The following is a 25,588-nucleotide window of genomic DNA, read 5'->3' on the forward strand; positions in this document are numbered from 1 at the left end:
AAAGTCATGTCCGACCCCTCTTCCCATGGCCCGATCCGCAGCTTCGGCCGTATCAAGTCGCGTGCCCTGAAGCCGCGTCAGGCGGCCCTGTTCGAGACTCTGCTGCCGCGGGTGGCCTTGCCCGATCCGGCCGCGGGACCGCTGGACCCCGGGGCGCTGATGCCGGGGGCGAAACAGGTGTGGCTTGAGATCGGCTTCGGCGGCGGCGAGCATCTGGCCGGTCAGGCCGCCCGCCACCCCGACACCCTGATGATCGGCTGCGAGCCCTTCCTGAACGGCGTCGGTTCAGCCCTGCGCCATATCGAGGAAGGCGGGCTGTCGAACGTCCGCATCCATGCCGACGACGCGCGCGCCGTGATCGCCGCCCTGCCGGACGCCTCGATCGACCATGTTCTGATCCTGTTCCCCGACCCCTGGCCCAAGGCCCGCCATGCCAAGCGGCGGCTGGTCCAGAGCGATGTGGCGGCGGAGCTGGCCCGCATCCTGAAGCCGGGCGGCCGCCTGCGCTTCGTCACCGACTGGAAGGCCTATGCCGACTGGGCGCTGGAGCGGTTTCTGGAGACGCCGGGCCTCGTCTGGACGGCTGAAAGCGCCGACGACTGGCGCGTCGCCCCGCCCGACCACATCCGCACCCGCTATGAGGAAAAGCGGCTGGGCGATACGGAGCCGGTCTATTTGCTCTTCGAACGCCGCGCGGCCGCCGCGGCCTGACGTTCGGCAAAGGCGTGGATGAAGGCATACTGGCTGTCCATTTCGGGCACGGTGCGCCCGCGCGCCGCGCCCACGCGCAAGACGGCCTCGTCCGGGTGCAGGCCTCCGGCCACCAGCAGGCAGCAGGCCAGGGTCGGCGCGCGACCGAGGCCGGCATTGCAGTGGATGACCATCCGCTCGCCCGCCTCCAGACGCTTGCGCAGTCGCTTCACCAGACGGTCGAAGGCCGCCACGTCCGGCGGCACGTCATGGTCGGGTACCGGCAGATTGTCGAAGGCCACGCCGTGCGCCTTGCAGACGGCGGCCTCGCCCGCGATGCCGAGCCGCTCGGCCTCCTCGGCCTCCAGCAGGGTGATGACCCGGTCGACATAGCCGAGATTGGACACCAGCACGGCCTCCATCTCCTCGCCGCCGGGCGGGCGGCGCGACACGCCGAGGCTGCCGGGCGTGTCCTGGGGTATCCAGTGAATCTCCATGGCCGGGGCTGTAGGCGAGGAAACGGGCATTGCAAAGGCCGATCCTTTCCCGGGGGGCTGACAAGGCGGCGCGAGGGCGCTATAGGGCAGGCCACATCGTTAGACCGGCGTCGAACGGCGTCGTGATCAAGCGGCGGCCGTACGGGCCAGCCGCTTTTTTGTTGGAGCAGACCCCGCGTGCGCGCCAGGACCGCAGAAGACCGCGCCCTGATCGAGATGATCGACCCCATTGCCGAGACCCTCGGCCTGGCGGTGGTGCGCGTGCGCCTGATGGGGGGCAGCCAGCGGCGCCGTCTGCAGGTCATGGCCGAGCGCCCCTCCGACAATGACATTTCGGTCGAGGAATGCGCCCGGCTGAGCCGCGCCATTTCCGAAGTGTTCGACGCCGCCGATCCGATCTCGGGCGAATATCTGCTGGAGGTCTCATCGCCCGGTATCGACCGGCCCCTGACGCGGCTGTCCGACTTCGAGCTGTTCGAGGGTCTGGAGGCACGGCTGGAAACCGATCGCATGGTCGAGGGCCGCAAGCGCTTCAAGGGCACCCTGGCCGGCACCGAGGACGGCCATGTCTGCATCGACCTCGAGGGCGAGGAAGACACCGCCCTGATCCCCTTTGACTGGCTGGTGGATGCCAAGCTGGTCCTGACTGATGAGCTGATGAAGGCGGGCGCCGAAAAGCGCGCCGCCCGATCGGCTTCCGACACCGAAACCAACCCCGACGATTCCGAGGACTGATCCATGGCCGTGACCGGCGTTTCCGCGAACCGACTCGAACTGCTCCAGATCGCCAATGCCGTGGCGCAGGAGAAGAATATCGACCGCGAGATCGTCATCGAGGCGATCGAGGAGGCGATCCAGAAGGGCGCCAAGTCGCGCTATGGCGCCCACCACGACATCCGTGCCAGCCTGGACGGCAAGACCGGCGAGCTGTCGCTGACCCGCCATGTGACCATCGTCGAGGACGACTGGCAGCCCGAGGACGAGCTGGAAGAGTTCAACGACAGCGCCATGGTGCGCCTGAAGGACGCGCTGAAGCGCGATCCCGAGGCCGTCGTCGGCAAGGAATATGTCGAGGAGCTGCCGCCGTTCGAGTTCGGCCGCGTCCAGACCCAGATGGCCCGTCAGGTCGTGACCGGAAAGGTCCGAGAGGCCGAGCGCGCCAACCAGTACGAAGAGTTCAAGGATCGCGTCGGCGAGATCGTCAACGGCACCGTCAAGCGCGTGGAATACGGCAACACCATCGTCGATCTGGGTCGCGGCGAGGGCATCATGCGCCGCAATGACTCGATCCCGCGCGAGCTGTTCAACATCGGCGACCGCATTCGCACCTACATCTATGACGTCCGCCCCGAGGCCAAGGGTCCGCAAGTCATGCTGAGCCGCGCCCACCCGGGCTTCATGGCCAAGCTGTTCGCCCAGGAAGTGCCCGAGGTCTATGACGGCGTGATCGAGATCCGCGCCGCCGCCCGCGACGCCGGCTCGCGCGCCAAGATGGCCGTGCTCTCGAACGACAGTTCGATCGACCCGGTCGGCGCCTGCGTCGGCATGCGCGGCTCGCGGGTGCAGGCGGTCGTGGCCGAGCTGCAGGGCGAGAAGATCGACATCATCCAGTGGAACCCGGACGAGCCCACCTTCATCGTCAACGCCCTGGCCCCGGCCGAGGTGTCCAAGGTGGTGCTGGACGAGGAAGCCGACCGCGTCGAGGTGGTCGTGCCCGACGAACAACTGTCGCTGGCCATCGGCCGTCGCGGCCAGAACGTGCGTCTGGCCTCGCAGCTGACCGGCTGGCAGATCGACATCATCACCGAGACCCAGGACTCGGAGCGTCGCCAGCGCGAGTTCGCCGAGCGCACCACCCTGTTCCAGGAAGCCCTGGACGTCGACGAGGTGATCGCCCAGCTGCTGGTCACCGAAGGCTTTGCCACGGTCGAGGACCTGGCCTTTGTCGAGACCTATGAGATCTCGGACATCGAGGGCTTTGACGAGGAAACGGCCGAGGAACTGCAGGCCCGCGCCCGTGACTTCCTGGACCGTCAGGCCGCCGAGCAGGACGCCAAGCGCAAGGAACTGGGCGTCGAGGACGGCGTGCTGGACGTGCCGGGCGTGACCCTGCCGATGGCGGTCGCCCTGGGCGAGAACGGCGTCAAGACGGTCGAGGATCTGGCCGATCTGGCCACCGACGAAATCCGGGGCGGCTACGAGATGAAGAACGGCGAGCGGGTCAAGCTGGCCGGCGTGCTGGAGAGCTTCAACCTGGCGCAGGAAGAGGCCGAAATGCTGATCCTGCAGGCCCGCGTGGCGGCCGGCTGGATCGACGCCTCGGAGCTGCCGCAGCCCGAGCCGGAGCCCGAATATGAAGCCGAGGACGGCGAGTATGGCGAGGAGTCCTTCGACGCCGACGCCGTGTTCGCGGCCCCGGCCGGCGACGACGAGGCCGTAGAGAATGTCGAGGGTGAGACCCCCGACACCGTCGACGCCGACCTCGACGACCGCGACGCGTGATGGGAGACCGGACCGTCCATGGGGCTCGCCGAAGCACAGGCTGAACGGGAACGCCGCGATCTGGTCACGCGCCAGGTCATGGACGAGTCTGCCCTGATCCGCTTCGTCGTGGCCCCGGACGGTCAGGTCGTGCCCGATCTGGCGCGCCGCCTGCCGGGCCGGGGCATGTGGGTGGCCGCCGACCGCGCGTCGGTCACGGCCGCCGCCAAAGGTCTGTTCTCGCGGGCCGCAAAGGCCCAGGTGCAGGCGCCCGCCGACCTTGCCGACCAGGTGGAGCGGCTGCTGGTCCGGCGCTGTCTTGAGCAACTGGGGCTTGCCCGGCGCGAAGGCGTGCTTATCTCCGGTTTCGAGAAATCTGCCGCGGCGATCCGGGGCGGGAAGGCCGGCTGGCTGATCGAGGCGTCGGACGGCGCCCGCGACGGCCGCCAGCGTCTGACGGCCCTGTTGCGACACGCACCGCGCCCTGTGGGGCTGTGCGGGGCGTTTGACGCCGAAGAATTGAGTTTGGCCCTGGGGCTGGAAAATGCGATACACAGCGTCCTGCTTGCAGGTGGACGCGCGGATCGCTGGACCCTTGAGGTCAACCGACTTGCGGGGTTTCGGCCTCTTCATCCACCGGAGTGGGATCGGGCCGGACCCGGGCGACCCTCCGGGGACGGACCGGACGACCCTCGCAAGGAAGGGCCCGACGACGGGCCCGGGCAGGCTGTGGACGGGCAGGGTTCCGACTCCTGAAAGGGAGGCGGGGCGCGCTCGCCCTTTTGTGTTTGATACGTGGCGTCGGGATTGTCCCGGCGTCCAGACGAAGCGACCGGATGACCGACGAGAACGACAAGACCCAGGACGGCAAGACGACCGAAACCCCGAGCGCCAAGGCCTCTGGTGCCGCGACCCCGCAGACGGGTCCGCGCGCACCGCTGAGCCTCAAGCCGCGCTCGACGGGGTCCGTGTCGACCGGCACGGTCCGCCAGAGCTTCAGCCACGGTCGCACCAAGACGGTTGTGGTCGAGACGAAGCGTCGCGCCGGAGCGCCCGTGCAGCCGCGCACCCAGGGCTTTGACGTCGCCGGACGCCGCCCGGCGCCGCCGCGCCCGGCCGCGCCCGCTTCGGCTCCGACCGAAGCCGGTGGCCTGTCGTCCGAGGAACAGGAAGCCCGCCGCCGCGCCATTGAGGCCGCCCAGGCCGAACGCGCCGCCCGCGAGAAGGCCGAAGCCGCCGAGCGCGCCGCCCGCGAGGAAGCCACGCGCAAACAGGCCGAAGCCGCGCAGTCGGAAGCCGCTGCCGCCCGCGCCGCTGCCGAAGCGGCCCGCGCCGAAGCCGCCAAACTGGGGGCTGCTGCACCCAAGGCCGAGGCAAAGCCCGTCAAGCCGGCCGCCAAGGCTGAACCGACCCAGGCCCCCGCACCGGCCGCCGAGGAGAAGCCGGCGGCTCCGACCGAGGCCAGGCCCGCCGAGGCCCCGGCCCGTCCGGCCCGCCCGGCGGTCAATTTCGGCCAGCGCGTGCCCAAGCCGGGCCAGCAGCGCCGCGATCCGCCCGAGCGCCCCGCCTTTGGCGGTCGTTCGGCCCGTGAAGTCGCCCTGAGCGGTCCCGCCGGCGGTGCCGCCGGTCGCCCGCGCGTGCCCAGCGAGCCCGTTCGGTATTCGGCCAATGCGCCGCGCCCGGCCCCCGGCGCCGCACGCCCCGGCCCCGGTGGTCGTGGAGCGCCCGCCGGTCGCGGGGCTCCCGCTGCCGCGCCCGCCACGCCGGAAGTGTCGCGTCCCAGCCGTTCGGCCGGAGGATTTTCGGGCCGTGGCGGTCGTGAGGACGATCGCGATCGGCGCTTCTCGGACGCCGGGCCGGGCAAGGCCATCAGCCGCACGCGCGGCGAGCCCAAGCGTCGCGAAGGCCGCCTGACCATCCAGGCCCTGGCCGGTGGAGACGAGGACGCCGCCGAGCGGATGCGCTCGCTGGCCTCGGTGCGCCGCGCCCGCGAACGCGAGAAGGAAAAACGCAAGGGCGGCACGTCGGAAGTGCCGAACCGTCCGCGCGAAGTGGTCATCCCCGATGTCATCACCGTCGGCGATCTGGCCAACCGGATGGCCGTGCGCGGCGTCGACGTCGTCAAGTTCCTGATGCGTCAGGGCATGATGATGAAGATCAATGACGTGATCGATTCCGACACCGCCGAGCTGGTGGCCGACGAATACGGCATGACCGTCAAGCGCGTGTCGGACTCCGACATCGAGGAAGGCTTCCTGGCCGAGGCGGATGACGCCGACGCCACCACGCCCCGCTATCCGGTCGTGGCCGTCATGGGCCACGTCGACCACGGCAAGACCAGCCTGCTGGACGCACTGCGCACCACCGATGTGGCGACGGGCGAGGCCGGGGGCATCACCCAGCACATCGGCGCCTATCAGGTGCGTCTGAAGGACGACCAGCGCGTCACCTTCCTCGACACGCCGGGCCACGCGGCCTTCTCGGCCATGCGGGCGCGCGGTGCCAATGTCACCGACATCGTCATCCTGGTGGTGGCGGCCGACGACGGCGTCATGCCCCAGACGATCGAGGCCATCCAGCACGCCAGGGCGGCCGAGGCCCCCCTGATCGTGGCGGTCAACAAGATCGACAAGCCCGGTGCCAATCCGCAGAAGGTCGTCAACGAGCTGCTGCAGCACGAGGTGATCGCCGAGAGCCTGGGCGGTGACACCCAGGTGATCGAGGTGTCGGCCAAGGAACGCACCAATCTGGATGGACTGCTGGACGCTGTCCTGCTGCAGGCCGAGGTCATGGACCTGCGGGCCAATCCGGACCGGTCGGCCGAAGGCGTGGTCATCGAATCCAAGCTGGACAAGGGCCGTGGCCCGGTCGGTACCGTGCTGGTCAAGCGCGGCACCCTGCGTCGCGGCGACATCGTCGTGGCCGGCTCGGCCTGGGGCAAGGTTCGCGCCCTGCTGGACGAACGCAACGCCCAGCTGGAAGAGGCCGGACCCTCGACGCCCGTCGAGATCCTCGGCCTGGACGAGCCGCCCTCGCCCGGCGAAGTGTTTGCCGTGGTCGAGACCGAGGCCCGCGCCCGCGAGCTGACCGACTTCCGCGAGCGCAAGCAGCGCGAGAAGGCAACCGCCTCCAACCCCGTCTCGCTGGCCGACATGATGGCCAAGCTGGGCACCCAGAAGATCAGCGAGCTGCCGGTGGTCATCAAGGCCGACGTGCAGGGCTCGGCCGAGGCGATCTCCGGATCGCTGCAGGCCATGGGCAACGACGAGGTCCGTGCCCGGGTGGTCTTCCAGGGCGCCGGCGGCATCACCGAGAGCGACGTCAACCTGGCCAAGACGGCCGGGGCCCCGATCCTGGGCTTCAACGTCCGCGCCTCGAAACAGGCGCGCGAGCTGGCCGACCGGGAAGGCGTGGAAATCCGCTACTACTCGGTGATCTACGACCTGCTGGACGACATGAAGGGCGTGCTGTCGGGCATGCTGGCCCCGATCCAGCGCGAAACCTGGCTGGGCAATGCCAAGGTCCTTCAGGTGTTCGACATCTCGAAGATCGGCAAGATCGCCGGTTGCCGGGTGGCCGAGGGCGTGGTCCGCAAGGGCGCGCGGGTCCGGATCGTGCGCGACGACATCGTCGTGCTGGAACTGGGCACGCTCAATACGCTCAAGCGCTTCAAGGATGAGGTCAACGAAGTGCCCTCGGGCCAGGAATGCGGCATGCAGTTCCAGGGCTTCCAGGACATCAAGGAAGGCGACCTCATCGAATGCTTCACCGTCGAGGAGATCAAGCGCGAGCTGTAGGTCGCGCCTGATCGCCCGCTGTCCGGAGACCGCCCATGATCCGTCTTGCCACAGGCCTTCTGTTGCTGGCGCTCACGGCGGGCCCGGCGGCGGCGGAGACCCGCTACTGGGCCTATGATGCGGCCGACCGCGTCACCCAGGCCCTGACCAAGGGCATCACCATCGAGATCCACCGGAACTTCTTTGGCGCCGTCAGCGTGCAGAGACTGTTCTCGACCTCGGCCCGCGGCTCGGCCGAGATCCGCCGGGGCGGCCCCGCCGCCACACGGTCGGTGCTGCCGGACGGCGTCCGGGCCAATGACGTCTATCAGATCGTCAAGGAAGGCGACGGCCGCGGTCTGGTGCGGGCCCTGTGCCCGGGAGCCGACGATGCCTGGCTGCTGACCGGCCGTATCCGCCAGGGCGATCCGATCGCCATGCACGCCGTGGGCCGCTGGGCCGACGGCACCTATCGCCACTGTGTGACGCTCAGCTATGCCTATCGCGGCGAATGGAGCCTGCCCGACGGCGCCGCGGCGCCCCGGGCCGACGAAACCTCGCCCTCCGCGCGATAGGGCTTCCGAAGCCTCGGCGATCGCTGTTAGCGTGGGAGAAATGACTCCCGCCCGCCTCACCTTTCCTGACGCATGAAGCGCCTGCTCGACCTGTTCGGGGTGCTGGTGCTGGTCCTGCTGCTGTCGGCCTTCGACGAGCGTGGGGCCGAGCAGACGGTCGTGCGCGCCCGCGCCGGGCTGGATGACGTCTGGACGCGCCTGTCGCCCCGGGCGGAGACTCCCTCCTCGAGCCTGCCGACCGAGGCGGTCGACAATGGTCTGCGCGGACAGTTTGCGGCGGTGGACGAGCGGTCGCCGTGGACCCTGCTGATGGCGGACGGGGCCGAACTGGACATCGCGGGTCTCGGCCGGATGCAGACCCGGCCGCTGCGGATCGCCGATGCGTCCGAGCCGCCGCTGGCCGCCCTGCGCCTTCCGGCCGGGCATCAGGTCGAGTTGCGCGAGATCGTGGCGCTGGACCCGGCCCCCGGCGGGCAGGCCCTGTGCCCCGAATATCCGGCCCGCTATCTGGCGCTGGCCTCGCGCGGGGACCGGCTGGAACTGGCCGCCTTTGCCGACCGGCCGGAGGGCGAGGCGCGGCCTTGTTCGCGCCTGAGTTTCCGTCTTCCCTGAGCCGACATTCGTGGGGAGAGACTGAATGGGCGGGGCTATCCGTATCCTGATCGCGGGCCTGATCGGCGCGATCCTGGGCCTGGTCAGCTGGACCGAGCAGGGTCCGGCCCTTCCTCCGCCGGGCCCGGATGCCGTCACGGTCAGTATCGAGAGCAACGGCTTTCACACCGATCTGGTGATGGATCGCGCGCCGCTTCTGGCGCGGGGCGGGCCGCTGGCCGAGCGGGTCGCGGCGCTGGCGCCGGGCGAGGCGGTGCGGATCGGCTGGGGTGATGCGCGCTTCTATGTCGACCAGACGCCGATCATGGGGCGCCTGCCCGACGGGGCGCGGGCCCTGTTCGCGCGCGGCAATGCCTCGGTGCTCATGCTCAGCCCTGTCGCGCGGATGCGGCCGGTGCGGGATCCGGAGCGGCAGGTGCGCATCCGCCTTTCCCCGGAGGCCTTCGAGGCTTTGGCCGCACGAATCGAGGCCTCTCTGGATGTTTCGGAGGGCGGCCCCCGGCTGGTCGCCACGGCGCCGGACGGGCGGACCCGCTTCTATGCCTCGCACGAGACCTTCTGGATCGGGCGGATGTGCAATCGCTGGACGGCCGAGGTGCTGTCGGCCGCCGGCCTGACGGTTCACCCGGGGCGGGCGCCTGTGGCCGCCTCGGTGCTGGCGGATGCGCGAGCGGAGGCCCGGGCCGCTACGCTGGACACGGGCGCACCGGGCGACTAAACCGCGCCCCCTTGCCGTCCGCCCCTTGCCGTCAGGTCCGGGGCCGGGCGTCGCTGAACGGGAAGGACCCGCCATGAGCCGACGCAAACACAGCGACACGGCCGGTCACGGCCCCAGCCAGCGCCAGCTGCGCGCCGGCGAACTGGTGCGCCACGCCCTGGTCGACATCCTGCGCGAGGAAGACATCCACGACGAAGCCCTGTCCGGGGTGTCGGTGACGGTGACCGAGGTACGCCTGTCGCCGGACCTGAAGCACGCCACCTGTTTCGTCGAACCGCTGGGGGCCGGGATCGACACCGCGCCGGTCGCCGGCCACGAGAGCGAAGTGGTCAAGGCCCTGAATGCCCACGCCAAATTCCTGCGCGGCCTGCTGGGCCGGCGGATCGACATGAAGTTCACGCCCGACCTGCGCTTCCGTCACGACGAGAGCTTCGAGGTCGCGGCCCGCATGGACGCCCTGCTGGCCGACCCGCGCGTGCAGGCCGACCTGCAGGACGACGGGGACGAGGCCGACTGATGGGCCGCCGCAAGCGCGGGCAGCCGGTCGACGGCTGGGTCTGTCTGGACAAGCCACTGGAGATGGGCTCGACCCAGGCCGTGTCGATCGTCCGGCGCCTGTTCGATGCGCAGAAGGCCGGTCATGCCGGGACGCTGGACCCGCTGGCCACCGGCATCCTGCCGATCGCCCTGGGCGAGGCGACCAAGACCGTGCCCTTCATGATGGACGCCGAAAAGGTCTATCGCTTCACCGTCACCTGGGGCGTGTCGACCGACAGCGTGGACGCCGAGGGTGTCGAGATCGCGCGCTCGGACGTGCGGCCGTCGCGCGAGGCGGTCGAGGCCGCCCTGCCCGCCTTCGTCGGCGATATCGAACAGGTGCCGCCGCGCTTTTCCGCCATCAAGGTCGACGGCCAGCGCGCCTATGACCTGGCGCGGGATGGCGAGGAATTCGAGCTGAAAGCCCGCCCCGTGACCATCCATGAAGCGGCGATCACGATGTCGGACACCGACAGCGTCGAGATCACCGTGCGCACGGGCAAGGGCGTCTATATCCGCTCGCTGGCGCGGGATCTGGCGGCGATGCTGGGGGCCGAGGGCCATGTCACGGCGCTGCGGCGGGAGCGGGTCGGGCCGTTTTCGACCGAATCGGCGGTCACACTGGATATTCTGCGGGAAATGGTGCATAGGGGCGCCGCCTCGGAAGGTCTCCTTCCGGTCGCGACCGCTCTGGACGACATCCCGGACCTGGCCGTGACCGAGACGGATGCCTTCTCGCTTCGGCAGGGACGGCCGATCGTTCTGCTTCCCCGACACGTCGAAACGCTGAAAGCCCGGCTCCGGCCCGGCTCGCGGACCGTTTCGGTATTCGGGAACGGAACCCTGGTCGCCCTCTGTTCGATGCGGGCCGGTCGGCTTGAACCCGACCGCGTTTTCAACCTCCAGCCCTCAAGCAGCGAGGCCCCGCGGGCCGAGCGATAGGGCAAGAAAGGACTGCCCGATGTCGATTACGCCTCAACGCAAGGCCGAAGTCATCACCGATAACGCTCGCGGCGCCGCCGATACCGGTTCCGCCGAAGTGCAGGTGGCCATCCTGACCGAACGGATCGCCAACCTGACCGAGCACTTCAAGACCCACAAGAAGGACAACCACAGCCGTCGCGGCCTGCTCAAGCTGGTGTCGCAACGCCGGGGCCTTCTGGACCACCTCAAGAAAAAAGATGCGGCCCGTTATCAGGCCATCATCGAAAAGCTGGGCCTGCGCCGCTAGGGCCAGGTGACGGGAAGGGCCCGCTTGACGGGCCCTTTCTCTTATCCGCCATCGGCGGACCGGAGGCAGACGCCTCCACGACGCGAGGGCCACGCCGGTCCTCTTCCACCCCCGCCCGGATGCGACGGCGTATCCGGGTTCCTGGGCCCGAAGGACTGAGAATAGCCCTGACTGTCCGCCCCCATCGGCAATCCGGCCATGGGATACGAAAGAGAAAATATGTTCGATATCAAACGCAAGACCATTGAGTGGGCCGGTCGCCCGCTGACGCTGGAAACGGGCCGCATCGCCCGTCAGGCGGACGGCGCGGTTCTGGCCACCTATGGCGAGACCGTGGTGCTGGCCACCGTCGTCTATGGCCGCGCGCCCAAGCCCGGCCTCGATTTCTTCCCCCTGACGGTCAACTATCAGGAAAAGACCTTTGCCGCGGGTCGCATCCCCGGCGGCTACTTCAAGCGTGAAGGTCGTCCGACCGAAAAGGAAACCCTGGTTTCCCGCCTGATCGACCGTCCGATCCGCCCGCTGTTCGTCAAGGGCTTCAAGAACGAGACCCAGGTCATCGTCACCGTGCTGCAGCACGATCTGGAAAATGATCCGGACGTCGTCGGCATGGTCGCGGCCTCGGCGGCCCTGACCCTGTCGGGCGTGCCCTTCATGGGCCCGATCGGCGGCGCCCGCGTCGGCTACATCGACGGCGAGCTGGTGCTGAACCCGACGCTGGACCAGATGCCGAACTCCGATCTGGACCTGTTCGTCGCCGGCACCCAGGACGCCCTGATGATGGTCGAATCCGAAGCCAGGGAGCTGTCGGAAGAGACCTTCCTCGAAGCCCTGATGTTCGCCCACCGCGGCATGCAGCCGGTCATCGATGCGATCATCGACCTGGCCGAACACGCCGCCAAGGAGCCGTTCGACTTCACCGCCGAGGATCACTCGGACGTGGTCGCCTCGATCAAGAAGCTGGTCGGCGACGACATCAAGGCCGCCTATACCCACCAGGCCAAGCACGCCCGCCACGAAGCGGTCGGCGCCGCCAAGAAGAAGGCCGCCGAGGCCCTGGTGAAGACGGACGAGAACCCGGACGGCGTCGAGCCGGCCAGGTTCGCCGCCGCCTTCAAGGAATGCGAGGCCGAGGTCCTGCGTCGCGACATCATCGAGAACAGCCACCGCGTTGATGGTCGCGCCCTCGACAAGGTCCGTCCGATCGTTTCGGAAGTCGGCGTCTTCCCGCGCACCCACGGTTCGGCCCTGTTCACCCGCGGTGAAACCCAGGCGATCGTGGTCGCCACCCTGGGCACCGGCGAGGACGAGCAGTACATCGACGCCCTGACCGGGACGTACAAGGAGAAGTTCCTCCTGCACTACAACTTCCCCCCCTATTCGGTCGGGGAAACGGGCCGCATGGGCGGCGCCGGTCGTCGCGAAATCGGTCACGGCAAGCTGGCCTGGCGCGCCATTCGCCCGATGCTGCCGACCTCGGAAGAATTCCCCTACACCATCCGTCTGGTGTCGGAGATCACCGAGTCGAACGGGTCGTCCTCGATGGCCACGGTCTGCGGATCGTCGCTGGCCCTGATGGACGCCGGTGTGCCGCTCAAGAAGCCGGTCTCGGGCATCGCCATGGGCCTGATCCTGGAGCCCTCGGGCGAGTTCGCCATCCTGTCGGACATCCTGGGTGACGAGGATCACCTGGGCGACATGGACTTCAAGGTGGCCGGCACCCGTGACGGCATCACCAGCCTGCAGATGGACATCAAGGTCGCCGGTATCACCGAGGAGATCATGAAGAAGGCCATCGCCCAGGCGTCGGCCGGCCGTCTGCACATCCTCGACGAGATGGACAAGGCCATCGACGGTGCCCGCACCGAGCTCGGCGAGTACGCGCCCAAGATCGAGCAGATCAAGATCCCGGTCGACAAGATCCGCGACGTGATCGGCACCGGCGGCAAGATCATCCGCGAGATCGTCGAAAAGACGGGCGCCAAGGTGAACATCGAGGACGACGGCACGGTCAAGATCGCCGCCTCGGAACAGGACAAGATCGACGCCGCCCGCGAGTGGATCAAGTCGATCACCTCCGAGCCCGAGCCCGGCATGATCTATTCCGGCAAGGTCGTGAAGGTCGTCGACTTCGGCGCCTTCGTGAACTTCTTCGGCGCCAAGGACGGTCTGGTCCACGTGTCGCAGATCTCGCTGGAGCGCGTCGCCAACCCGGCCGACGTCCTGTCCGAAGGCCAGGAGGTCAAGGTCAAGTTCCTGGGCTTCGACGACCGCGGCAAGACCAAGCTGTCGATGAAGGTCGTCGATCAGGAAACCGGTGAGGACATCACCGACAAGATCAACGCCGAGCGCGCCGAACGGGGCGAGCCGCCCCTGTCGGAAGACACCGGCGGCCGTCCGAAGCGGGACGGTGACGGCGGTGGCCGCGACCGCAGCCGTGGCCGTCGTCGCGACTGATCGCAATCTCTGTGAGGAAGAGGCCCCGTCGGAAACGCCGGGGCCTTTTTCGTGCGCCCTCGTCGCCCCGGCCCATTCACGCGCCGTTATCGATGAGTGCGCCATCGTCGAAATCGGCCTATGGCTGACATTTCCTCCGATCCTGATCCGAGCCTGCCGGTGAGCCTGCCCCCCGAGACCGTTCCGACGCCCGAGGCCACGGCCACCACCACCCCCGGCGGGACCACCCCCGCGAGCCCGCCAGCCCGGCGGGGCGGCGGGATGATGCGATCCTCGGCCATCTTCAGCGGTCTGACCCTGATCAGCCGGGGCGCGGGGTTTGCGCGCGATGTGGTGATCTCGGCGGCGCTGGGCGCCTCGGCCGGACCCGCCGCCGACGCCTACAATACGGCTCTCAGCTTCCCCAATCTGTTCCGGCGCATCTTTGCCGAGGGGGCGTTCGCCGCCGCCTTCGTGCCCGCCTATTCGCGGACACTGGAAACGGACGGGCCGGAGAAGGCCGACCGGGTGGCGACCCAGGCCCTGGCCATGATCGCCATGGTCACCGTAGTGCTGACGATCCTCGCCCAGCTGGCCATGCCGTGGCTGATGATGGTCATCAACATCGGCTTCCTCGAGGACCCGGCACGCTACAGGCTGGCCGTGTTCCTGACCCAGATCACCATGCCCTATCTGCCCTGTATGGCGGTCGCGGCCCTGTTGTCGGGGGTGCTGAATGCTCGCGGGCGGTTCATCGTCTCGGGCGCCTATCCCATCTTGCTGAACGTGATCATGCTGGCCGCCGTCCTGCCGGCCAAGGGCAGCCAGATCGAGGCCGCCTATGCCGCCTCCTGGGCAGTGCTGGCGGCGGGCGTGGCCCAGGCCGGCCTGTGCTGGTGGGCGGTGCGCAAGGCCGGGGCCAACATCCATCTGGCGCTCCCGCGGCTGACGCCCGAGGTCAAGGCGATCATCATCACGGCCATCCCCGCGGCCGTGGGCAATTCCGCGACCCAGCTGAACGTCTTCATCTCGGGTAATCTGGCCAGTTTCGTGGACGGGGGCCGGACCTGGCTGGCGACCGCCGACCGCCTGTACCAGCTACCGCTGGGTCTGGTGGGGGTCGCCGTGGGGATCGCCCTTCTGCCGCGCCTGTCGGCGGCCGTGGCCTCCAATGACCATGCCCGGCAGAAGGCCTCGATGGATCAGGCCGTGTTGCTGTCCATGGCCCTGACCCTGCCCGCCGCCGCCGCCCTGATGGGCATGCCCTATTTCCTGATCGACGCCCTGTTCACGCGCGGCGCCTTCCTCGATGTCGATGCCGAGGCCACCGCCCGGGCCCTGTTCCAGTTCGGCTGGGGCGTGCCGGCCTTTGTGCTGATCCGCATCCTGGCCCCGGCCTTCTTCGCGCGCACCGATACGAAGAGCCCCATGCGGTTCGCCCTGGTGTCGGTGGCGGTCAATGCGGTGCTGGCCATCGGCCTGTTCTATGCCGGCATGGGCGTGCCGGGCATCGCCGCCGCCGTCAGCGCCGCGGCCTGGTCCAACGCGGGCCTGCTGGCCCTGACCCTGTGGCGGCGCGACCATTACCGCCCGGGGCCCGCCCTCGTCTCGCGCCTGATCCGGATCACCCTGGCCGCCGCCGGCATGGGGGCGCTGGTCGCCTTCGCCAGCTGGGCCCGGCCGTACTATCAGCCCGAGATCCAGGACGTGCTGGCTGCTGCCGGCCTGTCGGTGGGGGCCAAGGAGATCGCCGTGGGGCTGGTCTCGGCGCTGGGCGGACTGGCCTATGCCGGGCTGGCGCTGGCGACCCGGGCCGTGACGATTGCCGAGCTCAGGGCGCTGGTCCAGCGCGGCAACGGCGGCAAGGGCTGATGCCCGCTCTTGCCACCCCGCCCCGGCTGGGGCATGGCCCTGACCATGACTGATACGCCTCCCGTCTATTCCGGTCCGCGCCGCATTCTGAGCGGCATCCAGGCCTCGGGTGCCCTGCACCTCGGCAACTATCTCGGCGCGCTCAAGCGCTTCACCCAGCTGCAGGACGCGGGCGCCCCGTGCTTCCTGTTCGTCGCCGACCTGCACGCCATCACCGTCTGGCAGGAGCCGGACAAGCTGACCGCCCAGACGCGCGAGATCGCCGCCGCCTATCTGGCCTCGGGTCTCGACCCGGCCCGCTCCGTGATCTTTCCGCAGTCGGCGGTGCGCGCCCATGCGGAGCTGGCCTGGGTGTTCAACTGCGTCGCCCGCCTCGGCTGGCTGGACCGGATGACCCAGTTCAAGGAGAAGTCGGGCAAGCACAAGGAGCGGGCCTCGGTCGGCCTCTATACCTATCCGGTGCTGCAGGCCGCCGACATCCTCGTCTACAAGGCGACCGAGGTGCCGACGGGCGAGGACCAGAAACAGCACCTCGAGCTGACCCGCGACATCGCCCAGAAGTTCAACAATGACTTTGGCGTGCCGGGCTTCTTCCCCCAGCCCGAGCCGGTCATTCAGGGCCCCGCGCCGCGCGTCATGAGCCTGCGCGACGGTCAGGCCAAGATGTCCAAGTCCGACCCCTCGGACCTGTCGCGCATCAATCTGACCGACGATGCCGACACCATCGCCGCCAAGGTGCGGAAGGCCAAGACCGACCCCGAGCCCCTGCCCGAGACGATGGACGGGCTGGAGGGGCGGCCGGAAGCCAAGAACCTTGTGACAATCTATGCCGCCCTGTCGGACCAGACGAAGGAGGCCGTGCTGGCCGAATTCGCGGGGCAGGGCTTTGGCGCCTTCAAGCCGAAGCTGGCCGAGGTGGCGGTCGCCGCCATGGCCCCGGTGACGGCCGAGATGCGCCGCCTGATGGCCGATCCGGCCGAGATCGACCGGGTGCTGAAGGACGGGGCCGAGCGCGCCTCGGCCGTCGCCGATCCGGTCGTCGACGAGGTCAAGAAGATCGTGGGTTTCTGGAGGCCCTGAGGTGAGCACCTATACCGCCACGGTCGACTGGTCGCGCGGCGATCAACCGTTCACCGACGGGGCCTATTCGCGGGCGCACGACTGGCGGTTTGACGGGGGCGCCGTGGTGCGGGGCTCGTCCGCCCCGCCGGTGCCGGGCTCTGACCCCGCGGCTGTCGATCCGGAAGAGGCGCTGGTGGCGGCGGTCTCGGCCTGCCACATGCTGTTCTTTCTGGCCTTTGCGGCCAGGGCCGGCCTGACGGTCGACCGCTATACCGACGCCGCGGTGGCCGACATGGGCCGGGACGATCGGGGCAAGGTCTCGATCACCCGCGTGACCCTGCGCCCCGACATCCGCTGGGTCGGCGAGACCCCTTCGGCCGAGGTGCTGGACGACCTGCACCACCGCGCGCACGAGGCCTGCTATCTGGCCAACTCGATCCGCGGCGAGGTCGTCGTCGAGCCCGTCTAGAGAGCGGGCGCCAGATCGGTCAGCAGGGCGCTGAAGCGCCGGATCGCCTCCTTCGTCAGCTCGGGGTCGTGGCGCATGGGCGGGGCGCTCATCGGTTCGTCGAAGGCATGGGTGCCCTCGGCGATCCAGGTCTCGACGTCAGCCCCGCAGTTGCGGACCATGGCATGGACCCGCTCGGCATTGCGGACCGTCGTCAGGTGGTCGGTGCGGGCGATGACGCCGATGGTCTTCGGACAATGGCGCCAGGGCTTCATCCGGTTGGCCGCGAGGAAGCCGACGTAGGGATAGGCCAGCCAGGCGCCCTTCACCCCTGCGAGGTCGCAGGCAGCCGGGTCCGACAAGCCGAGCGCCCCGGGGCGGGGATCGGCGCTCATGGCTTCCATGATGCCCCAGCCGCCGTGGCTCCAGCCGGCGAGGCACAGGCGTCCGGCATCGACCTCGGGCCGGCGCGACAGGCCGTCGATGGTGGCCAGCACATCCCCGCCGCGGGCGTGTCCCCGAAAATGCAGACCGGTACAGACGGTGGCCATGGCGAACGTGCGGTTCCAGCCCCGGGCCGCGTAGGAATCAATGATGTATGCCCGCCAGCCCGCCGCCTTCGCCGCCTCGGCATAGAGGGGCAGGTGGTCGCGGACGCCCCCGCAGCCGTGGAACAGCAGGACCGCCGGGCGCGGCCGGTCGTCGTCCGGTCCCACCACCGTCACATGCGGCTCCAGCCGGGCCCAGCGTTGCGCTAGCGTGTCCATTGACTATCAGTGCCGGAAGACCCGGGTGCCCGTAAAGGCCATGGCGATGCCCTTGTCGTCGGCGGCGGCGATCACCTCGGCGTCGCGGATCGACCCGCCCGGCTGGATGACCGAGGTGGCCCCGGCGGCGACCGCTTCCAGCAGGCCGTCGGCGAAGGGGAAGAAGGCCTCGGAGGCACAGGCCGAGCCTTCGGCCAGAGACGGCAGGCCCTGGGCCTCTCCGGCCTCGCGGGCGCGGATGGCGGCGATGCGGGCGCTGTCGCGGCGGTTCATCTGGCCCGCGCCGATGCCGGCGGTCTGGCCGTCCTTCGCATAGACGATGGCGTTGGACTTGACGTGCTTGGCCACGGTGAAGGCGAACAGCATATCGCGCACCTCGGCGTCGGTGGGCTGGCGTCTGGTGACAATGGTCAGGTCGGCGGGCGTGATCCGCGCCAGATCCCGCGACTGCACGAGGAAGCCCCCGGCGACCGAGCGGAACACCGAGCCGGCCTGCATCGGATCGGGCAGGCCGTCGGTCAGCAGCAGGCGAAGGTTCTTCTTCGCCGCAAAGACCGCCATCGCCTCCTCATCGGCGCCGGGGGCGATGACCACCTCGGTGAAGATGTCGGTGATCAGCCGGGCGTCGGCGGCCGTCAGCGGCCGGTTGACCGCGACCACGCCGCCGAAGGCCGAGACGGAATCGCAGGCCAGCGCCCGTTGATAGGCCGCCGACAGGTCGGTCCCGATGGCTACGCCACAGGGATTGGCGTGCTTGACGATCACACAGGCCGGCTCGCTGAACTCGGCGACCAGTTCATAGGCGGCGTCGGCGTCGGCGATGTTGTTGTAGCCCAGCTCCTTGCCCTGCAGCTGGCGGGCATTGGCGACGCCGGGACGGCGATCGGCGGTGCGGTAGAAGGCGCCCGACTGGTGCGGGTTCTCGCCATAGCGCAGGGTCTGGGCGAGGGTGCCGGCGATCGATTTGCGGACCGGGGCCGCATCCTCGACCCGGTCGGCGAACCAGCCGCTGACGGCGGCGTCATAGGCGGCGGTGCGGGCAAAGGCGCGCGCGGCCAGCTGCTTGCGCAGGCCCAGCGAGGTCGCGCCGTCGGCCTTGAGCGCGGCAATCACCTGATCCATGGCCTCGCGATCGACGCAGACGGCGACGTGGCCGTGGTTCTTGGCCGCCGAGCGGATCATGGCCGGGCCGCCGATGTCGATGTTTTCGATACAGGCCTCGAAGCCCGCGCCCGATTCAACGGTGGATTCGAAGGGGTAGAGATCGATCCAGGCGATATCAATCGGGCCGATGCCGTGCTGCTCCATCGCCGCGGCATGGGCGGGGGCATTGCGGACCCCCAGCAGGCCGCCGTGCACCACCGGATGGAGCGTCTTCACCCGGCCGTCCATCATCTCCGGAAATCCGGTCAGGTCGGCGACATCGCGCACCGGCAGGCCGGCCTTGTCGATCGCGGCCCGCGTGCCGCCGGTCGAGACCAGTTCCACGCCCAGATCGTTCAGCGCCTGCGCGACCTCGACCAGCCCGGCCTTGTCGGACAGGGAGATCAGCGCCCGGACGGGGCGAACGGCATCGGGGGCGGGCGGAAAGTCGGGAGCAGCAGGCATGACGGGGCTCGGTCTGGAGGGGCGCGGGGAGGGCGGCGGAAGGACCGCGCGTCTAGCATTCCCCTCGGCAATGGTCACGCCCGCCGTGCACCCGGCCAGCCGGAAGGCAGATCAGCGCGCCTCGCTGTCGGCCATCTGCTGCATGTCGGCGGCCACCGCCTCGGGGCGGGGGGCGGTCTCGGCATGGCGGGTGTCCTGACGGCGGGCCAGGGTCCAGACCTTGTCCTCGACGAAGGCCGTTCCGTCGAAGGCCAGCACGGTCACGGTGATGGAGCGGTCGTCCCACTCGATGCGGTTGATGCTGGGCGGCACGCCGCGCAGCCGTCGCGACAGGGTCCCGCAGCCGACCGCATAGGATTTGTGGTCTCCCAGCTGGATGGGCAGGGCAAAGGGGACATGGACATGGCCGCTGAGCACCAGATCGACGCCGGCGTCGGCGAACAGCTGGGCGGCGCGGCGGCCGCGCTTCACATCGCCGGTGACGGGCGCACCCTCCATTTCGATCAGGGGATGGTGGACGGCGACGATGCGGAGTGCCCCCACGGGTGCGCGCGACAGGGCCTCGGCGGCCCGCGACGTCTGGTCCAGATCGATCACGCCCTTTGACCAGTTGAGGCGGGCCTGCCAGCCACGGGCGGTGGTGATGCCGCGCACCATCAGGGCGGTGTCGGTGAAGCGGGCGCTGAACTGGTGGTCATGCGCCGGGTGGCCGACCGCGTCCTCGAACGCCCCCCAGGGATTGAAGACCCGCGCCATCACATCCCAGTAGGGGACGTCGTGGTTGCCTACCGTGACGAACACCGGCGTCGGCAGGCTGTCGATCCAGCGGGCGGCGTCAAGGAATTCGGAGCGCGCGCCGACCTGGGTGATGTCGCCGGTGATCAGGGTCAGGTCCGGCCGGACGTCGTGCAGCAGGTCGTGAACGGCGGTCACCGCCTCGGGGATCTCGCAGCCGAAATGCACGTCCGAAACCTGGATGATCCGCCCCACTAGACCCCTTCCTCCCCCGACGGCTCCGCATCGGCGGCAGGGGCGAGAGCGCGGAAGGCCACGGCGTCGAAGACGACCTCGGCCTCGGCGTCGAGCAGGGTCGGTTCTCCATCGATCACCGCTGGAATGCGCGAGCGGGCCGACACGGTGACGTAGCGGGTCGGACGGGTCCGGACCGAGGAATCCCGGCGCCAGTCGTCAAACAGGGCATGCGCCGCCAGACGGAAGGCGTCGACCGCCCCGCGGGTGTTCATGGCGGCGGCCTCCAGCCCCGTCGGGGCCTCCATGGCGCGCGAAATGGTGGGGCTGATGAGCACCAGGGCCTCGGCGCGGCCGGGGCCTTCCCCGACCAGGGTGTAGCGCAGGCGCCCGGTGAAGGCGCGTTTCAGGGCGCGCTGGCCATGCAGCCAGGCGAGACGCAGGCGACCCACGCGGACCGCCTCTCGCGCCGGTGCCCACAGGGCGGGCGCCCCCAGAATGGCGGCGCAGTAGAAGGGCCGGGATTCGATGCGGTCGACGACGCGCCCTCCGGCAACCGGCACCTCGGTGCCGGACTCCAGCGCGCTCCGGAGCGCCTTCTTCCAGTCTGCAGTGCCGTAAAGCGCCTTGGGCAGCATGTTCATCGTGCCGCCGGGCAGGGGCGCGATGAGCGGGCCGTCCGGTCCCGCCCGGGCCGCGATGGTCCCGGCCGTGCCGTCACCCGCCAGCACGAACAGGGCATCGGCCTTTGCGTCGAAGGCTTCGTCGATCCGGGCGTCAAAATTATCGGCGTCCAGCGCGATCAGGGTGGCCTGGATGTCGTAGTCGGCGAGGATGGCCTCGACTGCCTCGAGCGCGCCGTCGCCCACGCCGCCGGACAGCGGATTGACCAGCACCACGATCGAGCGCAGGGGCACGGCAGACGTCAGCGGCCGCGCGGTCGACGTCTCTTCAATGGTCAAGGTTTCCGCCATGGCGGCTGAACGTGCCGAAGGTCCGGGTGTTCCAGCCGCCAGGGACGAAGACCCGATCAGGGGTTCTTGAGTTCCTCGGCCGTGCGCTCGGCACCGGCTTCGAGGGCGTCGCCGGTCTTTTCGGCCAGATCCCCGGCATCGTCGGCCACGGCTTCGGCCGCTTCGGGCGCCTGACCAACCAGACCCCTGGCGCCGTTCACGCCGCTGGTGAGCCAGCGGTCGATCGTGGCACCGCCTTCGGCGACAGACCCTTCCTTGATGCCCAGCGCCACCGTCAGGGCCCCGAACACGGCCAAGAGGACGATGATGAGTCCGATGATGCCCGACAGGCCGGCGCCCGAGCGGCGCTTCTTGCGGGCCCACACGGGGCTGGCATGCCCGTCGTCGGCCATCCGAGTGATCTGGTTGAAACGCATACGCAAATACCCCCTGGTTCTTGAAGGGGCCCCGGCTGGTATGCCCCCCGGCCCCGTCTCCCGGACCTTAATACAGTCTTAATGCGAGATATAGTCGAGGAACCGGGGCCATAATCCAGCGTTCTCACCCCGGGGGCGAACTGAAGGGAAAAGGGATTGACGATGAAGAGAGCGATTTTCGCCATTGCGGCCGCCGGCCTGTTGACCACGGCCTGCGCCAGCGACCCGTACGGCTACGGCGGGACCAACGAGACCGTCCGTCAGGGCGCGGCCGGTGCGGCCATCGGCGCAGTCGCCGGTGCCATCATCGGGAACAATGTGGGTGACGGCAGTGCCGGCACCGGTGCGGCCATCGGTGCCGCCGTGGGCGGTGCCGCCGGCGCCATCCGCGGCTCGAACCAGGACCGCGCCAACCAGCGCCGCAACTACGACCAGCAGCGCGGCGCCTACTACTACTGCTACCCCGAAGGGGACTGCTATTGGGAAGACGGTACGCGTCGGAACCCGCCGCGGTACTGATCGGACCCGAATCTGAAGGAGAAGGCGGCCTTTCCGTGCGGAGGGGCCGCCTTTTTCTGTTAGGGTGAGGGCCAGGTTGGGGAGATATGGCATGGCATCGGTATCGATTTCGCGTTTTGCGGCACTGGCGGCGGTCGCCGGTGTCGGGCTGGCGAGCTGTTCGGGATACGGGCCGTTCCGCGACCGGAGCGACCTGGTGGTCGAGCCCGCGACCTGCACCGCCAAGCGGTTCGACATCTATTTCGCCGAGGGTCAGGCGCGCCTGACGGACCCGGCGATGCAGGCCATCCGCATGACGGCCGACCAGCTGCGCGGGTGTGACATCCGCAAGGTCGTGGTCATCGGTCTGGCCTCGTCGACCGGATCGTCGGCCGCCAACCAGACCCTGTCGGAGCGCCGGGCCATTGTGGTGACCGAGGCCCTGGAGGCCGAGGGCTGGCCCCTGCCGGTGTTCGAGATCGCTGTGGCGGGCGATACGGGCGCGACGTCGGGCGACGGGACGGCCGTACCGCTGCGCCGCCGGACCGAAGTGCTGATCGAGGCCGCGCCCCCGCGCTAGGCCGTGCGTCCCGCCGTCGCAGATCAGGCATGAGCGTCCCCGAGGGAGGTGACCCGGCGCGCGCGCGCGCCTAGGGTCGCGCCGTCCTCATTGCTTCGGGAGCCCAGAGCGCCGGTGCCGACCCTGTTCCTGTTCCTGCGACGGCTGCTGCCGGTGGCGCTGCTGGCGCTGTCGGCCGTCGCCCCGGCCCATGCGCAAAGCTCAATCGCGGCCAGGACCGGCCCGGCCTCGACCGAGCGGATCACGGCGGAACTGGTGTCGATGACGGCCAGCGCCACGCCGGGATCGACCCTGATCCTGGCGGTCCGACAGGACATCCGGCCCGACTGGCACACCTATTGGCGCAATCCCGGGGATTCCGGCGGGGCCACCACCCTCAGCTGGCACCTTCCCGAGGGGCTGGAAGCCGGGGAGATCGTCTGGCCGACACCGGAGCGCCTGCCGCTCTCCGGGCTGATGAACTACGGCTATGAGGGCGTCGTCTATCTGCCGGTGCCGGTCGCCGTGCCCGCCGATGCGGTGCCGGGCGAGAGGCTGGATCTGTCGGTGACCGCCCTGTTTCTGGTATGCAGCGCCGAAATGTGCGTACCGGACCAGCTGGAGCTGGCCCTGAGGCTGCCAGTCGGGGCGGCCGACCAACGCGCGCTCGAGACCCCCCATGCCGACGCGATCCAGGCCGTGCTGGACAGCGCGCCCCGCCCCGCAGGTCTGGAGGCCCGCATCGAGCGAGACAATGACGGCACCCTGACGCTGGCGGTGACCGGGGATGCGCTCAAGGGCGAGGGCGGTCCGGGGCCGGTCTATTTCTATCCGTTCGCGACGGATGTGATCGACCATGCCGCGCCCCAGACCGGGACCTGGGGGCCGGAGGGGCTGGCCCTGAAGCTCCGCCCGGGCAGCCGGCCTGCGGACGGGCCGCCAGAGCCGATCGCCGGGGTGCTGACCACCGCGCGCGGGGCCTATGAGATCATTGCCCGACCCGGCCCCCTGCCGGAGGGCACGAGCGGCTCGGGGGCGCTCGACAGCGACGCACAGGCCCGGGGCGGGTTCGATTTGTCGGCCCTGCTGCAGGCGGCCCTGCTGGCGCTGGCGGGCGGGCTGATCCTCAATCTGATGCCTTGCGTCTTCCCCATTCTGGCGATGAAGGCGGCGGCGCTGGCCCGCGCGGCCCATGATCCGCGCGAGGCGCGACGCGACGGTCTGGCCTTTATGGCGGGTGTGCTGGTCACCTTCCTGTTGCTGGCCGGGCTGATGCTGGGCCTGAGGGCAACGGGAGAGGCGATCGGCTGGGGCTTTCAGCTGCAAAACCCGGTCGTGGTGCTGTCGCTGGCGCTGTTGACGCTGGCGGTGGGGCTGAACCTGTCGGGGGTCTATCATATCGGCCAGTCGCTTCAGGGGCTGGGCGAGGCCCGGCTGGCGCGCCTGCCGGGCGGCACCGGGGCCTTTTTCACGGGCGTGCTGGCGGTGGCGGTGGCGGCGCCCTGTACTGCCCCCTTCATGGCGGCGGCGCTGGGCGCGGCTCTGGTCATGCCCTGGGCGGCCGCGCTGATCGTGTTCCTGATGCTGGGGCTGGGTCTGGCCCTGCCGTTCGTGGCCATCAGCCTGAGCCCGCCGCTGCTGGCACGCCTGCCGCGGCCGGGACCGTGGATGGACCGGATGAAGGGCCTGCTGGCCTTTCCCATGTATGCGACGACGCTGTGGCTGATGTGGGTAGCGGCACGGCAAGCGGGCAGCGAGGTGCTGGCGCTGGGCCTGCTGGCGGGTCTGATGCTGGCCTTTGCCCTGTGGCTGTGGGGCACGCGACAGGCAGGCGCCGGGCGGTGGGCGGTGGTCCTTGGCCTGATCTCGCTGCTGGCCGCAGGGGCCGCCCTGGCCGTGGCCGCCCGGATGGAGCCGGAGGTGTCGGCCGCGTCCGCAGACGGGGCCGAAGCGCTGGTCGCCGGGGTCTGGTCATCCGCAGCGGTCGAGGCCGCGCGGGCCGAGGGGCGCCCCGTGCTGGTCAATTTCACCGCCGACTGGTGCGTGACCTGCAAGATCAATGAGCGGGTGGCCCTGTCATCCGGCGAGGTGAGCGAGGCGCTGGCGGAGACCCGCGGCGTCTATCTGGTCGGCGACTGGACCGTGCGCGACCCGGCCATCACCCGCGAGCTGGAGCGTCACGGGCGCTCGGGCGTGCCGCTGTATCTGCTCTATGCGCCCGGACAGGCGGAGCCGCGCGTCCTGCCGCAACTGTTGACGCCGGGGCTGGTGGCCGAGGCTGTCCGCGACGCGGGCCGCTGATCGCTTCAGCCGAGGCTCTATTCGGGGAAGGTCTGACCCGGGGCGGTGATGACGGCGATGTTGTCGTCGAACAGGTGCACCAGTTCCGACAGGGCCAGATCACGGCTTTCGCGCGTGTCGGCGGCCTCCATGTCGGCGATCCGGCGCGGCATGTCCTCCGACAGGCCCCGGAGTATGCAGGTCATGTCGCCCTGGCTCTCGCGCGACTTGAGGATCAGGTGGCCCTGCATGTCGAGGTCGCTGAGGGCCAGCGCCTCGGTACGGAAGCTGAGCCAGTCTTCGCCGGTCAGGAAGTTCGGCTGGTGCACGGCGCCGCTGGCGGCCCAGCCCTCGGTGACGCCCTTCAGGTGTTCGGCGCGCGAGACGATGTCGACGAACAGGGGCTCGGTCACCAGACCGGTCAGGTCGGCCGGCACGGCGGCCGGATCGATCGAGGCGGCGAGCGCCACATCGGGATTGGTGAGCAGCAGGGCCGTGGCGACCGCCAGTCCACAGGACATGATGACCTTTCCGGGCACGGGGGCCCTTGAATGGTGTCGACCCGTCGGCGCATCCCGAATC

Annotated in this window: 25 protein-coding genes; 18 read left to right on the forward strand and 7 right to left on the reverse strand. The window is 69.6% G+C overall.

What is annotated here, in order from left to right; genetic code table 11:
• Positions 1–6 precede the first annotated feature (6 nt).
• A complete protein-coding gene (gene trmB / locus J7346_RS09050; protein ID WP_209119588.1) occupies positions 7–711 on the forward strand; it encodes a tRNA (guanosine(46)-N7)-methyltransferase TrmB in 705 nt (234 codons plus the stop codon).
• Here the strand turns inward: trmB and J7346_RS09055 are convergent.
• Positions 672–1,217 (reverse strand): protein-tyrosine phosphatase family protein, encoded by a 546-nt coding sequence (locus J7346_RS09055; RefSeq protein ID WP_209119589.1) that lies wholly within the window; start codon positions 1,215–1,217, stop codon positions 672–674. The two genes, trmB and J7346_RS09055, sit on opposite strands and share 40 nt — an antisense overlap.
• A 147-nt stretch (positions 1,218–1,364) precedes the next feature.
• On the opposite strand from J7346_RS09055, the gene rimP reads away from it, so the two are divergent.
• The 14 genes from rimP (at position 1,365) to J7346_RS15025 (ending at position 16,956) form a co-directional block, all read left to right on the forward strand.
• Positions 1,365–1,922: a ribosome maturation factor RimP gene (gene rimP / locus J7346_RS09060; protein ID WP_209119590.1), complete on the forward strand. Its 558-nt coding sequence runs from the start codon at positions 1,365–1,367 to the stop codon at positions 1,920–1,922.
• A gap of 3 nt (positions 1,923–1,925) precedes the next feature.
• A complete protein-coding gene (nusA, locus tag J7346_RS09065) occupies positions 1,926–3,689 on the forward strand; it encodes a transcription termination factor NusA (RefSeq protein ID WP_209119591.1) in 1,764 nt (587 codons plus the stop codon).
• 18 nt (positions 3,690–3,707) lie between these two features.
• Positions 3,708–4,424: an RNA-binding protein gene (locus tag J7346_RS09070; protein ID WP_209119592.1), complete on the forward strand. Its 717-nt coding sequence runs from the start codon at positions 3,708–3,710 to the stop codon at positions 4,422–4,424.
• A gap of 80 nt (positions 4,425–4,504) precedes the next feature.
• Entirely contained in the window at positions 4,505–7,465 is a 2,961-nt protein-coding gene (gene infB / locus J7346_RS09075) for a translation initiation factor IF-2 (protein WP_209119593.1), read from the forward strand.
• 35 nt (positions 7,466–7,500) lie between these two features.
• Positions 7,501–8,019: a hypothetical protein gene (locus J7346_RS09080; RefSeq protein WP_209119594.1), complete on the forward strand. Its 519-nt coding sequence runs from the start codon at positions 7,501–7,503 to the stop codon at positions 8,017–8,019.
• Between the two features lie 72 nt (positions 8,020–8,091).
• A complete protein-coding gene (locus J7346_RS09085) occupies positions 8,092–8,631 on the forward strand; it encodes a hypothetical protein (protein ID WP_209119595.1) in 540 nt (179 codons plus the stop codon).
• 25 nt (positions 8,632–8,656) lie between these two features.
• The gene (locus tag J7346_RS09090; protein WP_209119596.1) at positions 8,657–9,349 is read left to right on the forward strand and encodes a DUF2459 domain-containing protein; all 693 of its coding nucleotides are present in this window, start codon (positions 8,657–8,659) and stop codon (positions 9,347–9,349) included.
• A gap of 73 nt (positions 9,350–9,422) precedes the next feature.
• Positions 9,423–9,866, forward strand: a complete 444-nt coding sequence (rbfA, locus tag J7346_RS09095) for a 30S ribosome-binding factor RbfA (RefSeq protein WP_209119597.1) — start codon at positions 9,423–9,425, stop codon at positions 9,864–9,866.
• A complete protein-coding gene (gene truB, locus J7346_RS09100; protein ID WP_209119598.1) occupies positions 9,866–10,828 on the forward strand; it encodes a tRNA pseudouridine(55) synthase TruB in 963 nt (320 codons plus the stop codon). The genes rbfA and truB overlap by 1 nt, the downstream gene beginning before the upstream one ends.
• Before the next feature lie 19 nt (positions 10,829–10,847).
• Positions 10,848–11,117, forward strand: a complete 270-nt coding sequence (gene rpsO, locus J7346_RS09105) for a 30S ribosomal protein S15 (protein ID WP_209119599.1) — start codon at positions 10,848–10,850, stop codon at positions 11,115–11,117.
• A 219-nt stretch (positions 11,118–11,336) separates the two neighbouring features.
• Positions 11,337–13,574 (forward strand): polyribonucleotide nucleotidyltransferase, encoded by a 2,238-nt coding sequence (gene pnp, locus J7346_RS09110; RefSeq protein WP_209119600.1) that lies wholly within the window; start codon positions 11,337–11,339, stop codon positions 13,572–13,574.
• 120 nt (positions 13,575–13,694) lie between these two features.
• Complete coding sequence (gene murJ, locus J7346_RS09115) at positions 13,695–15,425, forward strand: murein biosynthesis integral membrane protein MurJ (RefSeq protein ID WP_209119601.1); 1,731 nt, start codon at positions 13,695–13,697, stop codon at positions 15,423–15,425.
• A gap of 45 nt (positions 15,426–15,470) precedes the next feature.
• Positions 15,471–16,505, forward strand: coding sequence for a tryptophan--tRNA ligase (trpS, locus tag J7346_RS09120; protein ID WP_209119602.1), 1,035 nt, complete (start codon positions 15,471–15,473; stop codon positions 16,503–16,505).
• Between the two features lies 1 nt (position 16,506).
• Positions 16,507–16,956, forward strand: coding sequence for an OsmC family protein (locus tag J7346_RS15025; RefSeq protein ID WP_209119603.1), 450 nt, complete (start codon positions 16,507–16,509; stop codon positions 16,954–16,956).
• Here J7346_RS15025 and J7346_RS09130 read toward each other — a convergent pair.
• The 5 genes from J7346_RS09130 to J7346_RS09150 form a co-directional block, all read right to left on the reverse strand.
• Positions 16,953–17,702 carry a dienelactone hydrolase family protein gene (locus J7346_RS09130; RefSeq protein WP_209119604.1) on the reverse strand — a complete coding sequence of 250 codons (750 nt, stop codon included), beginning with the start codon at positions 17,700–17,702 and terminating at the stop codon, positions 16,953–16,955. The genes J7346_RS15025 and J7346_RS09130 overlap by 4 nt on opposite strands.
• Positions 17,703–17,708: 6 nt before the next feature.
• Positions 17,709–19,310, reverse strand: a complete 1,602-nt coding sequence (purH, locus tag J7346_RS09135) for a bifunctional phosphoribosylaminoimidazolecarboxamide formyltransferase/IMP cyclohydrolase (RefSeq protein ID WP_209119605.1) — start codon at positions 19,308–19,310, stop codon at positions 17,709–17,711.
• 111 nt (positions 19,311–19,421) lie between these two features.
• Positions 19,422–20,300, reverse strand: coding sequence for a metallophosphoesterase (locus tag J7346_RS09140; RefSeq protein WP_209119606.1), 879 nt, complete (start codon positions 20,298–20,300; stop codon positions 19,422–19,424).
• Entirely contained in the window at positions 20,300–21,253 is a 954-nt protein-coding gene (locus J7346_RS09145) for a diacylglycerol kinase family protein (protein WP_209119607.1), read from the reverse strand. The genes J7346_RS09140 and J7346_RS09145 overlap by 1 nt, the downstream gene beginning before the upstream one ends.
• Positions 21,254–21,309: 56 nt before the next feature.
• Positions 21,310–21,645 (reverse strand): hypothetical protein, encoded by a 336-nt coding sequence (locus J7346_RS09150; RefSeq protein ID WP_245157761.1) that lies wholly within the window; start codon positions 21,643–21,645, stop codon positions 21,310–21,312.
• 186 nt (positions 21,646–21,831) lie between these two features.
• Between J7346_RS09150 and J7346_RS09155 the strand changes: the two genes are divergently transcribed.
• The 3 genes from J7346_RS09155 to J7346_RS09165 all read left to right on the forward strand — a co-directional run bounded on the left by J7346_RS09155 (position 21,832) and on the right by J7346_RS09165 (position 25,027).
• Complete coding sequence (locus J7346_RS09155; protein ID WP_209119608.1) at positions 21,832–22,188, forward strand: YMGG-like glycine zipper-containing protein; 357 nt, start codon at positions 21,832–21,834, stop codon at positions 22,186–22,188.
• Between the two features lie 91 nt (positions 22,189–22,279).
• Positions 22,280–22,747: an OmpA family protein gene (locus J7346_RS09160; RefSeq protein ID WP_209119609.1), complete on the forward strand. Its 468-nt coding sequence runs from the start codon at positions 22,280–22,282 to the stop codon at positions 22,745–22,747.
• A gap of 114 nt (positions 22,748–22,861) precedes the next feature.
• On the forward strand, positions 22,862–25,027 hold the full coding sequence (locus J7346_RS09165) for a thioredoxin family protein (protein WP_348521483.1): 2,166 nt from the start codon (positions 22,862–22,864) through the stop codon (positions 25,025–25,027).
• 17 nt (positions 25,028–25,044) lie between these two features.
• Here J7346_RS09165 and J7346_RS09170 read toward each other — a convergent pair whose 3' ends face one another.
• Positions 25,045–25,527 carry a hypothetical protein gene (locus J7346_RS09170; RefSeq protein WP_209119610.1) on the reverse strand — a complete coding sequence of 161 codons (483 nt, stop codon included), beginning with the start codon at positions 25,525–25,527 and terminating at the stop codon, positions 25,045–25,047.
• Positions 25,528–25,588: the final 61 nt, after the last annotated feature.

Origin of the sequence: Brevundimonas sp. A19_0, from assembly GCF_017744255.1 — a bacterium.
Lineage (GTDB): Bacteria > Pseudomonadota > Alphaproteobacteria > Caulobacterales > Caulobacteraceae > Brevundimonas.

Coding starts and splice junctions, on each gene's coding strand:
- truB (WP_209119598.1), top strand. CDS start 9,866: ATGGGCCGCCGCAAGCGCGGGCAGCCGGTCGACGGCTGGGTCTGTCTG.
- J7346_RS09160 (WP_209119609.1), top strand. CDS start 22,280: ATGGCATCGGTATCGATTTCGCGTTTTGCGGCACTGGCGGCGGTCGCC.
- nusA (WP_209119591.1), top strand. CDS start 1,926: ATGGCCGTGACCGGCGTTTCCGCGAACCGACTCGAACTGCTCCAGATC.
- J7346_RS09080 (WP_209119594.1), top strand. CDS start 7,501: ATGATCCGTCTTGCCACAGGCCTTCTGTTGCTGGCGCTCACGGCGGGC.
- trpS (WP_209119602.1), top strand. CDS start 15,471: ATGACTGATACGCCTCCCGTCTATTCCGGTCCGCGCCGCATTCTGAGC.
- J7346_RS09145 (WP_209119607.1), bottom strand. CDS start 21,253: ATGGCGGAAACCTTGACCATTGAAGAGACGTCGACCGCGCGGCCGCTG.
- J7346_RS09085 (WP_209119595.1), top strand. CDS start 8,092: ATGAAGCGCCTGCTCGACCTGTTCGGGGTGCTGGTGCTGGTCCTGCTG.
- rbfA (WP_209119597.1), top strand. CDS start 9,423: ATGAGCCGACGCAAACACAGCGACACGGCCGGTCACGGCCCCAGCCAG.
- J7346_RS09070 (WP_209119592.1), top strand. CDS start 3,708: ATGGGGCTCGCCGAAGCACAGGCTGAACGGGAACGCCGCGATCTGGTC.
- J7346_RS09155 (WP_209119608.1), top strand. CDS start 21,832: ATGAAGAGAGCGATTTTCGCCATTGCGGCCGCCGGCCTGTTGACCACG.
- purH (WP_209119605.1), bottom strand. CDS start 19,310: ATGCCTGCTGCTCCCGACTTTCCGCCCGCCCCCGATGCCGTTCGCCCC.
- J7346_RS09055 (WP_209119589.1), bottom strand. CDS start 1,217: ATGCCCGTTTCCTCGCCTACAGCCCCGGCCATGGAGATTCACTGGATA.
- J7346_RS09090 (WP_209119596.1), top strand. CDS start 8,657: ATGGGCGGGGCTATCCGTATCCTGATCGCGGGCCTGATCGGCGCGATC.
- murJ (WP_209119601.1), top strand. CDS start 13,695: ATGGCTGACATTTCCTCCGATCCTGATCCGAGCCTGCCGGTGAGCCTG.
- rpsO (WP_209119599.1), top strand. CDS start 10,848: ATGTCGATTACGCCTCAACGCAAGGCCGAAGTCATCACCGATAACGCT.
- pnp (WP_209119600.1), top strand. CDS start 11,337: ATGTTCGATATCAAACGCAAGACCATTGAGTGGGCCGGTCGCCCGCTG.
- trmB (WP_209119588.1), top strand. CDS start 7: ATGTCCGACCCCTCTTCCCATGGCCCGATCCGCAGCTTCGGCCGTATC.
- infB (WP_209119593.1), top strand. CDS start 4,505: ATGACCGACGAGAACGACAAGACCCAGGACGGCAAGACGACCGAAACC.
- J7346_RS09150 (WP_245157761.1), bottom strand. CDS start 21,645: ATGGCCGACGACGGGCATGCCAGCCCCGTGTGGGCCCGCAAGAAGCGC.
- J7346_RS09170 (WP_209119610.1), bottom strand. CDS start 25,527: ATGTCCTGTGGACTGGCGGTCGCCACGGCCCTGCTGCTCACCAATCCC.
- J7346_RS09130 (WP_209119604.1), bottom strand. CDS start 17,702: ATGGACACGCTAGCGCAACGCTGGGCCCGGCTGGAGCCGCATGTGACG.